Consider the following 10,708-nt stretch of genomic DNA (forward strand, 5'->3'; position numbering starts at 1 on the left):
GCGAGCGGACAGCGCATTGACCGCGCTACGCCTACGATTTGAGATATGCCATTTGTGTGCAATTGCGGCCATTGGCCTTGGCACGGTAGAGGGCTTCATCGGCCCGCATCATCACACTTTCAATCGTTTCACCCGCACCAAACTCGGCGACACCGCAGGATAAGGTGATTTTCAGCGGCGTTTCCTTGAAGCGGAATGCGGTGCCTGCCAACTGTTCCCGAATGCGCTCGAGCACGACAAACGCCTGTTGCAGGTTTGCTCTCGGCAAAATCATCACAAATTCTTCACCACCATAGCGGGCGACCATGTCCACATCGCGAATCAAGCGATTCAATGTCTTCCCCACGACGTGCAAAGCCTTGTCGCCCGCCTGATGCCCGAAGGTATCGTTGACTTGCTTGAAGTGATCAACATCCCAGATCGCAAGACACAAAGGCGTGTGCTCGCGCTGCATCCGGGCCACTTCAAGTGTCACGCGCTCGTCAAAAGCCAAACGATTCGGCAGCCCTGTGAGTGTATCCCGCAGCATTTTCTGTGTACTGGCCATCAGCTGCTCCTGCAGGAGCTGCCGGGAAGCTTCCAGCTTGCCGATGCGCTCACGCATCTGGTTGTTTTCCAACTCGACCGCGGCAAGACGCTTGTCTTCCATCTTGCGAAACGTATCGATCTGCTCGCTGATCCGCGCCACCCGCTGACGCACCACGCGCTTGAGTTCATCCAGATCGGTCGCATCCGACACGGTACGATCGATGTGCGACACCTGCTCGGTAACCGCGTTACCCAACGCCTCCTGCACCTTGCGTTGTGTTTCGACATCGCCGAGGTTGGCAAGGGTATGTTGATCGATTTCGGATAATGCTTCCGTGAGCTGGCGCAGGAAATCGGCCAACTCGTTTTTTTCATTTTCGAGTTCGCGGCGCATGTCGTTGATCAGAGTGGCCGCCCGGTCGATCAAGATGGAATTGAGGGTCTTGTCTTTGGGATTATTCAAAATAGCCAGGAGTTTCTCGCGTCGACCCTCCATGGATTCGGTGAAGGCCACCCGTTCCAGCAACAGCGGCAGAAAATCCCGAACGTCCACACGCTCAGCCACTTCCTCATCACTCAAATCTTCCTCGCGATCCGGGGTCGGATCACCAGCTTCGATGGCTCGAATGGCTTCGGCCAGATGCTCGATGCCCGGTTGAATGCGCGTTATGGGTAATGGGCCATCACCGATCTGACGCATGAGATCGCGCAGCGCCTGACTCTCTTTGGCCAAAGTGGGGTACGCCTTATCCACCGCAAACAAAACCCGGTTAAGCAGGCTCCGCAACAAGCTCTGCTGGAGTTGCTCAGTGGTTTCAAGCGAACTGAACTCATCCAGCAACTGTTCGTATTTGGCGCGGTAATCCGTTTTTGCCGAGTCGTTCATCGGTGATCCCTAAGCCACTTATGAGGCCTTTGACGATAAATAAGCGTTGGAAACAGGCGGCAGTTTAATCTGCATCGACAGGGGCGCATGATCGGATACACCATAAGCGAGCGCATCCACGGATTCAATCTCGATATTCTCTGAGACTAGAATGTGGTCGATCGCGCGCTTGGGTTCCCAGCTGGGGTAGGTCAATGGCGGTGAAAACGGCAGTTTGAGGCCCGCTTCCACACAGAGGCGTTGCAGATCACGATTATTGGGCGTGCAATTGAAGTCGGCCATCACGATATTGACACCGTCGAACGCCCGGCAGTGTGCAATCAGGCGATCCAGTTGCGCCCGACGCGCCCGATCACTCAAGGACAGATGGCTGACCTGTACCCGTACGCGTTGACCATACCAGTCGAGGTCGGCCAGAACGACACCGCGGCCGGGTATGCGCGCCGGCAAGGCATAACGCTCGATATGATAAGGCTCGACCCGCGAAAGCATACCCAGCGCGTGTTGCCCCCAATGCCCCAGATCACGATTGATGCGCGATACCCAAAACGGCATGTTAGAGCGCATGGCCAGGTATTCGATCTGATTCAGAAAATGGCTGCGCAATGAGCCGCCATCGGCTTCCTGCAATCCGATGAGGTCGAACTGACTGAGCAACTGGGCAATGTGATCGAGATTCTGCATCCGTTGCGGGAAGGGCAGCACATGCTTCCAACCACTCAGCAGGTAGTCCCGAAAGTTGCGGGTGCCAATACCGGCCTGAATGTTATAAGACAATAGCCGCAGCGGGCGCGGCCCATTGGATGACATCACGTGCGGATGATCGCCCGTTTGTAGCGCCGCTGTGCGGGACACCCCGCAAGACTCAGGCATCAACATGTCCTCCTTGCGCGATGCTCATCACGATTTGGCCTTTTTCTCCGCTTCAATCCTGGCGATCAGCGCATCGACAATCGGCAGCATGGCCTCGTTGCTGCCCGCCATATCGCCGTTCACCAGATACTTGCCGTTCACCAGTATGGCCGGTACACCGGTCACACCGGCATCTTGAGCCACGACACCCGCTTGACGCACGGCATTATCGACACCAAAGGAATCGTACATTTGCAGGAATTTGTCTCGATCCACCCCTAAATCCGCGTACATATCGGCGATCTGGTCGCGCGTCACCGGGCGAATGTTCTTGACATGAATATCGTTGAATACCTGCAGATGGGTTTGGGGCAAAACGCCCATGAATTTTGCGGCATAAAAGGCTTTGGTCAGTGGCACCCAGCCCGGTGTCAGGGGAACTGCATACGGTTCGAAGTCCACATAGGCGGGCAACGTCTTGCGCCATGCATCCAGCGCGGGCTCAAGATGAAAGCAATGAGGGCAGCCGTACCAGAACATTTCCTGCACGAGAATCTTGCCATCGGTTGGTGGCGTCACATCGGTGATCACGACCCGGTAGTTCACATTTTCTTTCAATGTCACCGGTACGGATGCGGCTGCCGTGGGTGCTGCATGTGCCACAGGCAAAGCGAGAAATATCCCCAGCAACCCCAGTTCAAACCAACGACGCAACAAAAAGCCCAACCGGAAGAAACCCGAAAACGGCATACCAAACTCCTCTTTTTTACACACGATGAACCAGCCCATTCTAATGACCGGGCCATCCGATCCACTGACACGATTGTACGGCATAGACACCGAAATTGAGCGTACGTTCGCCCAACGACATAAAAAACCCCGCTTGTGCGGGGTTTGTCTATAACAGCGTCACGAACTCAGAGCTTGCCGTAAGAATGCAGGCCGGAGAGGAACATATTCACACCGAGGAAGGCAAAGGTAGTCACCAGTAGACCACCTACGGACCACCAGGCCATCGCGGTACCGCGCCAGCCTTTGCTCAAGCGCAGATGCAACCAGGCCGCATAGTTCAACCAGACGATCAATGCCCAGGTTTCCTTGGGATCCCAACTCCAGTAACCACCCCAGGCTTCGGCGGCCCACATGGCGCCGAGAATCGTAGCGATCGTGAAGAAGGCGAAACCCAGCGCGATCGACTTGTACATGATGTCGTCCATCACCGCCAGGGAAGGCAGGCGATCGTTGACGCCATCACCACCCATCTTCTCCTTGATGAGGTAGGCGACACCGACCATCGCGGAGATGGCAAAACTGCCATACCCGATGAAATTCGCCGGCACATGGATTTTCATCCACCAGCTCTTGAGCGCAGGCACCAGTGGCTCGATGGTATTGGCGGCCTGAGAGAACTGATACCACATCAGGAAGGCCAGCGCGGCGGTCACCACCATCATCACGAAACCGCCCAGTGCGCGGGTCTGGTAGCGGCGCTCGTAGTACAGATACAGCAAGGAGGTGAACACACTGAATACCACGAACACTTCGTAGAGGTTACTGACCGGAATGTGGCCGTAATCGAAATTGATCAGGTACGATTCGCGCCAGCGGGCAAAGAAACCGATAAAGCCCATGGCAATACCGCTCCAGACCAATGCACTGGCCACTTTCTCCGCGAACACTGACCGACGCCACATCCCGAAGAAATAGGTCGGCATGGCCAAGGCAAACAGCGTCACCATCCACATGGTGGCAGCCGGGCTGGAGAGGAAAAACTTCAGGAAGAAGTGACCTTCCTGAATCTCGTGCAGCTTGATACGCCCGACCGCTTCGCCGCCCGGTGCGTATAACCCGTACTGATATACAGTGAAGAGAGAGACGACGGCCACCACACCCACGAGCCAGCGGGTAGCGGGCCAGAGCCAGCCCAAAAAGCTTACGCCGATGGCAAAGCCAAACAGCATGCCGATCTGGGGCCCCCAGAGGTATTCGCGGTAGTGGTAATAGGCAAATACAGCCGCACCCAAGGCGATCAGGGTGTAGAGAACATCTGCGATCCCGATGCGTCGGCCCGGGTCTTTGTTCAGCTTAAGCGATGCATCGAGCATCGGCATCATGTGTTCTTTTGGCACTGACATTTTCAGGTAACTCCTCGAATAGGAAACAGTTCGAGCCTCATGGCTATTGATTCGCCCGGCGTGACGACGTCGCGCTAGGCCGGTCTTTCACTCTCTGAAGGTTTCGACTCCGTAGCGGCCATAAGTTCACTGCTGAACGCCGCAAAATCCTTGTCAAAATCAATGTTTTTACGAATATCGGACCCGGCCAGCAAGATGCGGGTACCTTTCTCGTCCGGTTTGAGCAACACCCATTGCCGACGATAGTGAATGTAGAAATTCATGAAAATCCCGATCACGAGCATGATCGACCCGATGGTAACCCAGATGGCGCCCGGTGCGCGCGAGACTTCAAGACCGGTGGACTGAATCTGCTCAAAGCTCGTCGGCTGCACGAAAATGGGCGAACCATAGGCCGGCAAGGCCGAGATGGCATCCATGGCATCGTCGAAGAATTTGGCATCCTTATCGGTAAATTCCTGCTTTCCATCCTGCGCCGCCAAGGTTTCCAGGAAGGCCCGCTCAAGCACGGAACGAACCACACTTATCGAGGCCTGCTCAGCCTTCTTGCTGGCCTCCGGGCTCAGTTTGCGCTGAGCCAGCGCCGATTCGATTTTCGCCTGCATGGCCGGGAAACCCTGCTGGACGAAGACATGCACCAATTCTGCGATCGAGGCACTGGCCGACTGGGTCAATTTTTCGTTGGACATGGCACTCTTGCCATCGACGGATGAACTCACGTCACCGATCAGGCGCGCGGCAATCTGCTGCATTTTCGCCTGATCGGAGAGCATGGCCAGATAAGCCATGAAGGTATCAATCGACCCTTTCTGGTCGGCCGGAATATACAAATACTGCTCTTGGCCACCAATGCTGCGTTTCACGCCACTTAAGTAGTACTGATGCCCCTTAAAGCTGATCGGCAGGAAGTAATTCTGGTATTCGATGGCCTCGCCCGCCGCGTTACGCAGCTTGAACGTCACCGAAGGCCCGTAATTTTTCTGATGCACCACGCCCTTGTCATCCATAACCGGATTGATGTTGTACATCCGGAAATCGGTAAATTCGAGCTGATAATTTTGATTATTGAAATCAAAGCGTTTTTTGTCAAAAACGGCCGAATCGATGGGTTGCGCCACGCCGGCCTTACCTGACAACTGCCAGGCTTTCATTTTCAGTTTCGTTCCACCATCGCCGAAGCTCGATTGGAAAATGTTGTACCCCATGTAATGCAACGGGTGGTTGACCTCGATGGTCTTGGTGATCTCCTGCCCCGTTTCCTTGTTCGTCAGTGTCACATTCGACTTATACGACTTGGGCATGCCGGTGTCGTAATGTTCAATGCTGAATTTGTTCACGAAAATCTTGAACGGCAATTCCTGAACGACATAGCCATCCTTCAGGCCGATAAACACCACATCGCCCCATTTATGTTCGGGTATGTTGACCGTGCCACGAAACGCCTGCAAGCCACCGACGTGAATCTTGCTGGCAGCCGGGACTTCGCTGACGGGAATATTGGCGGTTTCCACCTTGACCATGCCCAGCGCATCCATCAGCTTGAGCTGCATTTTGCTGTCGAGCAGGCCGCCGAGCAGAATGACGATGATGCCGACATGGGTCAACACATAGCCGATCCGGTTCAGCCCCCCTTTACGCCCGGAAATCAGAATTTCGTGCGGCTGGGTTTTCACCCGGCTTTTGAAACCCGCCCGCTCAAGAAGCGCCTGGATGGGCGCAACCAGTGACTCGGGCTTGGCTGTCGATTTCATGTCTGCCTTGTGCGCAAAGGCACGAAGCGATTTTTCCTGGGCATTCAGGCGGAAGCTGCGGATGTCACGCAGGAACGCCGGCGCGTTGCGTGCCACGCACGATGACGTGGAAGCCACCAAAAACAGCAGGATGGCGACAAACCAGGTCGCTGAATAGACATCGTACAGAGACAGGTTACGGAATACCGCAAACCAGAACGGCCCGAACACATCCAGATAACTGTTGAAGGATTCGTTCTGCTTGAGCACCGTACCGATCACCGAAGCAATCGCCAGAATCACCAGCAGCGTGACCGCCAGGTTCATCGACGTCAGCCACAGCAGGATGCGCTTGGTGACACTCTGCGAACGGTGTTGTACAGCGCCCGGCTGAGCCTCTGCCGACTTGGGCGGGTTCAGTTCGGCAGATCGGGAAATATCGGACATGCGCAGCCTTTTACAAAATAGGGTAGGTAATCGTAGGTCTTGGTTACCCCAACCGGGGCAGGATATCTCGAGTTATTTAATCGAAGGATTTTTTCGAGTGGCTATCGGGACACAAGTTCCCTAGCCCCATCGTCGGACATTCAAAAAAACATGCATCCGGGTCGTAAGAACACTCGCAGGAGTAGCCCGGCAGACAACCCGGAAAAACAAAAACTAGCGGAAAGTAGCGATATGTTGAGCCACATCCTTGATGTCATCATCAGTCAGCTTGCTGGCAATGCTGACCATGATGTCGGCGTGTTCAGTCTTGCGCTCATTCTTGCGATACGCCAATAATGATTCAGTGATGTACTGAGGCGTCAGTCCACGCAGCGCCGGGAACCCGGCGGGCTGATTGCCCTGCCCCTGCGGACCGTGACAAGCCGCACAGGCCGCCACGGTATTCGAATGGCCGCCAAACTTCCACAAATGCGCACCGGGGATGGAATCTTCCGTCGACGCCGCCTTCACCACCCGCTTCTGCGCCGCAAAATAGGCAGCCAGATCCAGGATTTGCTGGTCGGTCAAAGCCTTGGCCTGCGGACTCATCAAGGCATTGACCCGGTTACCGTCGCGGAAGGCACGAAGCTGTTCCGCGAGATATCCGGCGGGCTGACCCGCAATGGAAGGAAACGTTGGCACCATACTGTTGCCATCGGCACCATGACAGGCGGCGCAAGTCTTACTGGCCTCGCGCCCTGCTTCCACATCGCCGCCGGCCAGAGCAACAGCGCTTCCCGTCAACGTGATGCCGACACCAAGCACGATGGGCAGCGCGGCACGACGGAACAAAAGCGCCACGACGGGCAAACGTGATGAACTCAAAGCTGATCGACTCATGGGGCACCTGTTCTAAAATCTATTCGGAAAATGTCCGGCTCGGGGCATCGCAACCCGAGCATACACCGCCCCATTGGGCGGCAAATTCGTCGCGGCATACGCCCCGACCCAATCTGTGAAACAATGCCACCCAATAGTGACCCTGCTCACTGAAACCTTCCCAGTTTAGCAGCGATAAGCTCGCGGCGGGATTCGGATTGATCAATACCCCATTAGATGGGTTTAAGAAAGCGCTGATTTATTCAGCGCTTCCCGCTTGGGGCAGGATGCCCCAACACGAATCAAAGACGTACGTCTTTGATTCGTGAGAGCCATCGCGGGCGTGTACCGCGATGAGCGACCTGATTTATTCCAAGGATGGAATAAATCAGCATTTACTTAATTTATACCCGCGAACGAGCCGCGCGGCTGGTCCGACGCGGAACGTTCATGACTTGGAGCCCGAAGTGATGATGGATTTTAGAACGGCTTATTTCATCAAGAGCGCCCCGTCGCCCAAGGAACTGACCGCCGATTTCGGCGCCGAAGTGGCATTTGCGGGCCGCTCGAACGCCGGAAAATCAACCGTGCTCAATGCGCTGGTCGGGCAAAAGGGCCTGGCCAGAACATCCCGCACACCCGGACGAACCCAGTTGATCAACCTGTTCGGCCTGCGTGACGAAAGCCGCCGCCTGGTGGATTTGCCCGGCTACGGTTACGCGAAGGTGCCTGAGGCGATGCGGCGGCGCTGGGGCGAGGCACTGGCCGCTTACTTTGCCGAACGCCAGTCACTGGCCGGCGTCGTGATCATCATGGACATTCGCCACCCACTCAAGGAAACCGACCGCCAGATGATCGAATACGCCCAGGATCGTCAACTGCCGGTTCTGTGCCTGCTGAACAAGGCCGACAAGCTCAGTCAAAACGAAATCAGTAAAACCGTTTTTGCCCTCAAAAAAGAGACTTCTCTTGCAACCGTTCATTGGCTGCCTTTTTCCGGGTTACGTGGCAGCGGGGTTCCGCAAGCCCGCGTCATTCTGGACGAATGGCTAGGCTCAGGCGGCCTGCCATACCCCCCCGAACACACGGAAGAAAACGACAACCCGACCGCCGACACGGCAGCACCTGATGCGCCCACCAGCGACAATTTAAGAACATCTTGATTTTTTAATAACCCCACAGAAAGTCTGATTCCACACAAAAATCGTTTTCGATTACGCTGGTTTATTACACGAATATTTCATAGTGGCACTGGACAGCCGCACTGTATCGGACGACCCGAATCGTACGACACAGTCTTAGCTTTTTAGGAAATCGAAATCAATGGGACGATGGTTACGTTCAATTCGGCTGCTGATCGTGGGCGCCGCCCTGGCGGTTTCCGTTCTGGTCGCCATTGCCATGTATTGGGCCACCACCGGTGTTTTCGAGCGCACAGTGCGCCAATCCGCCGTTGATATGTCGGCTTCGCTGGCCGACGGCACCTTCAACGCGATGTATCAGATCATGCGACAAGGCTGGTCCCGCGCGCAACTCGACGAATTTCTCAAAACCATCCGCGCCCAAGGCAACGATTCCAGTACCCGCATCGAGTTGTACCGCGGCAGCAAGGTCATAGCGCTCTTTGGCCCGATTGAACAACCCGATGCAGATCCCCTGGTGTTATCCGCCTTTGCCACAGGCAAAACCCAGACACAAATGCACGATGGGATGATTCGGCACGACCGCCCACTGATCGCCGAAGCGCAGTGCATAAGGTGCCACACCAACGCCAAGGTGGGCAATGTGCTGGGTGTGCTCTCGATCACGCAATCTGTCGGGCAGATCACGACAAAGGCACACAATGAGCTTGTCAACAAGCTATTGATTATCATGCCGATCCCCCTGCTGGCCGCCCTGATGATTGCTTTATTGCTCGGGCGACGGATGGGGCGCTCGATTGCAAGTTTGAAGAACTCGATCAGTTATCTCGACCGGGTTGAGGATTTGGCACATATCCGTTTCAGCGACGCGCACACCGGTTTTTCCGAGCTGGACGACGTGCTGATCGAAGTCGATAGCCTGACGGATAAAGTGCGCCATCTGGCGGTGGATCGGGATTTGCTCGAATTTGAAATTCGCCTGCTCGAACGGTTTGTCATCACCTCGGATGTGGTGCGCGACTGGCGACGCTACGTGCGCGACCTGCTCAAGGAAATCAACACGGTTCAAACCGTACATGGCGTATTCACCGCCTTTGCGGTCGGCGACCGGCCCGCCAATGTGGAGTTGTTCTGGTTCGATGCCATCAATGAAACGGTCGCCGCAACCATGAGCCAGCGCGTCCAGCAAATCGTAGGGGAAACGCTGGGGCAGGTTGCTACCGATTTCGTTCCCCGGCAACACAGCCTCGACCCATCCGGCAGACCAACACTCGACAACGCCCGGCATCTGGATCTGCGCACCAAAGAAATCACCATGGACAACCCGTCCATCCACGGTCTGGTCGGTCTCATTCTGCCCAACACCCAAAACCAGTCACAGGTCGAACGCCTCTTGATCGAGTCGATCCTCTCCACCATGCTGAACGTGGTGGGTTCGGTGCGCGCCATTGAAAAGCACACCGAGGATCTGGAGTTTTACGCCACGCGCGATCCGCTGACACAGATGTATAACCAGCGCATGTTCTGGTCGCTGCTGGATTATGAAATGGGTCGCGCGCAGCGGCATGGCTACTCGTTCGGCCTGTTTGTCATTGATATCGATGACTTCAAGGCCGTCAACGACAGCTTCGGCCACACCTTCGGAGACACCTTCCTGTGCAAGGTCTCCGAGTGCCTGAACGATGCCTTGCGCACCGGGGACATCCTCGCGCGCTATGGCGGTGATGAGTTCACGGCCATTCTGCCTGAGGCAGGTGAGAAGGAATGCACCATGGTGGCCGACCGGCTGCTGGCCAGAATACGAAATTTGTCGATGAAAACACCGGATGGACATACGGTCGGGGTTTCATTGTCCATCGGCATTGCCATCGGCCCCACCCATACCGATTCGGCCCGCGGCCTGTTCGCCATCGCGGACGCACAGATGTATCGGGCCAAACTCGCGGGCAAGAATCAGTTCGCGCTTCCCAATCCCGAAGAGCCATTGGCCGATCTGCACGATATGTAAAACAGCGTGCAAAACTGAGCAGGAATCCGGGGGAAACAGCGTCCAAATTTGACCACCCCCGGTTGTGCCACACTCCGCTGTTTTGGCGGAGGTCATCCTGGAGTGCTTTGCATGGAAACCAT

Annotated in this window: 8 protein-coding genes; 2 read left to right on the forward strand and 6 right to left on the reverse strand. The window is 55.7% G+C overall.

The annotated features are described in order from the left end of the window. Positions 1-31: 31 nt before the first annotated feature. The 6 genes from PHD44_RS06950 to PHD44_RS06975 form a co-directional block, all read right to left on the reverse strand. Positions 32-1,414, reverse strand: coding sequence for a diguanylate cyclase (locus PHD44_RS06950; RefSeq protein WP_300189628.1), 1,383 nt, complete (start codon positions 1,412-1,414; stop codon positions 32-34). Positions 1,415-1,432: 18 nt separating this feature from the next. Further along, positions 1,433-2,287, reverse strand: coding sequence for an endonuclease/exonuclease/phosphatase family protein (locus PHD44_RS06955; protein ID WP_300189631.1), 855 nt, complete (start codon positions 2,285-2,287; stop codon positions 1,433-1,435). A 27-nt stretch (positions 2,288-2,314) separates the two neighbouring features. Beyond that, positions 2,315-3,016: a thiol:disulfide interchange protein DsbA/DsbL gene (locus PHD44_RS06960; protein ID WP_300189633.1), complete on the reverse strand. Its 702-nt coding sequence runs from the start codon at positions 3,014-3,016 to the stop codon at positions 2,315-2,317. Positions 3,017-3,183: 167 nt separating this feature from the next. Continuing rightward, a complete protein-coding gene (ccsB, locus tag PHD44_RS12735; RefSeq protein ID WP_367182013.1) occupies positions 3,184-4,401 on the reverse strand; it encodes a c-type cytochrome biogenesis protein CcsB in 1,218 nt (405 codons plus the stop codon). Positions 4,402-4,475: 74 nt separating this feature from the next. Next, positions 4,476-6,578 (reverse strand): cytochrome c biogenesis protein ResB, encoded by a 2,103-nt coding sequence (locus PHD44_RS06970; protein WP_300189635.1) that lies wholly within the window; start codon positions 6,576-6,578, stop codon positions 4,476-4,478. A gap of 213 nt (positions 6,579-6,791) precedes the next feature. Next, positions 6,792-7,457, reverse strand: coding sequence for a c-type cytochrome (locus tag PHD44_RS06975; RefSeq protein WP_300189638.1), 666 nt, complete (start codon positions 7,455-7,457; stop codon positions 6,792-6,794). Between the two features lie 449 nt (positions 7,458-7,906). On the opposite strand from PHD44_RS06975, the gene yihA reads away from it, so the two are divergent. Continuing rightward, complete coding sequence (gene yihA / locus PHD44_RS06980; RefSeq protein ID WP_300189641.1) at positions 7,907-8,599, forward strand: ribosome biogenesis GTP-binding protein YihA/YsxC; 693 nt, start codon at positions 7,907-7,909, stop codon at positions 8,597-8,599. A 160-nt stretch (positions 8,600-8,759) separates the two neighbouring features. Next, positions 8,760-10,586 (forward strand): GGDEF domain-containing protein, encoded by a 1,827-nt coding sequence (locus PHD44_RS06985; protein WP_300189644.1) that lies wholly within the window; start codon positions 8,760-8,762, stop codon positions 10,584-10,586. Positions 10,587-10,708 lie beyond the last annotated feature (122 nt).

It is taken from the genome of Halothiobacillus sp. (assembly GCF_028710545.1).
Classification (GTDB): Bacteria; Pseudomonadota; Gammaproteobacteria; order Halothiobacillales; family Halothiobacillaceae; genus Halothiobacillus.

Excerpts from the sequence above, each read along its gene's own strand:
- PHD44_RS06950 (WP_300189628.1), bottom strand. The coding sequence starts at position 1,414 with ATGAACGACTCGGCAAAAACGGATTACCGCGCCAAATACGAACAGTTG.
- PHD44_RS06955 (WP_300189631.1), bottom strand. The coding sequence starts at position 2,287 with ATGCCTGAGTCTTGCGGGGTGTCCCGCACAGCGGCGCTACAAACGGGC.
- PHD44_RS06960 (WP_300189633.1), bottom strand. The coding sequence starts at position 3,016 with ATGCCGTTTTCGGGTTTCTTCCGGTTGGGCTTTTTGTTGCGTCGTTGG.
- ccsB (WP_367182013.1), bottom strand. The coding sequence starts at position 4,401 with ATGTCAGTGCCAAAAGAACACATGATGCCGATGCTCGATGCATCGCTT.
- PHD44_RS06970 (WP_300189635.1), bottom strand. The coding sequence starts at position 6,578 with ATGTCCGATATTTCCCGATCTGCCGAACTGAACCCGCCCAAGTCGGCA.
- PHD44_RS06975 (WP_300189638.1), bottom strand. The coding sequence starts at position 7,457 with ATGAGTCGATCAGCTTTGAGTTCATCACGTTTGCCCGTCGTGGCGCTT.
- yihA (WP_300189641.1), top strand. The coding sequence starts at position 7,907 with ATGATGGATTTTAGAACGGCTTATTTCATCAAGAGCGCCCCGTCGCCC.
- PHD44_RS06985 (WP_300189644.1), top strand. The coding sequence starts at position 8,760 with ATGGGACGATGGTTACGTTCAATTCGGCTGCTGATCGTGGGCGCCGCC.